Origin of the sequence: Bacillus sp. GbtcB14 (assembly GCF_019091205.1) — a bacterium.
Lineage (GTDB): Bacteria > Bacillota > Bacilli > Bacillales > Bacillaceae_G > Bacillus_A > Bacillus_A cereus_AG.
The window spans coordinates 1-235 of the sequence record NZ_JAGXJT010000319.1 but is presented as its reverse complement, the minus strand read 5'-3'; the positions used below and the strand labels follow the sequence as shown (position 1 = coordinate 235).

The window sequence follows — 235 nt, the reverse complement described above, 5'->3', positions numbered from 1 at the left end:
AAGAAAATTAAAAAGATGCAATATTTTTTTGTATATTTTTGTGTGAATTTATTATAGTAGCTCATAGTTTTATTTTCAGCAAAGTAATTATTAATTTTATGAATTGGCTTTGGGTCTTGGAAATACTTCTCAAACTCTGGTGTAATAATACCTACATGTTCTCTATATGGGGATCCGATTGTATACTTATGTATAACAATATCGCCCTCTTTTTCCAATAAACTCAGCAATCTTA

The 235-nt window shown here is 27.7% G+C and carries 1 protein-coding gene; it reads right to left on the bottom strand.

Translation table 11 applies throughout. The features are described 5' to 3' along the window. The coding region (locus KVT31_RS30020) for a hypothetical protein (RefSeq protein WP_217613774.1) at positions 1–235 on the bottom strand (235 nt) is incomplete at both ends.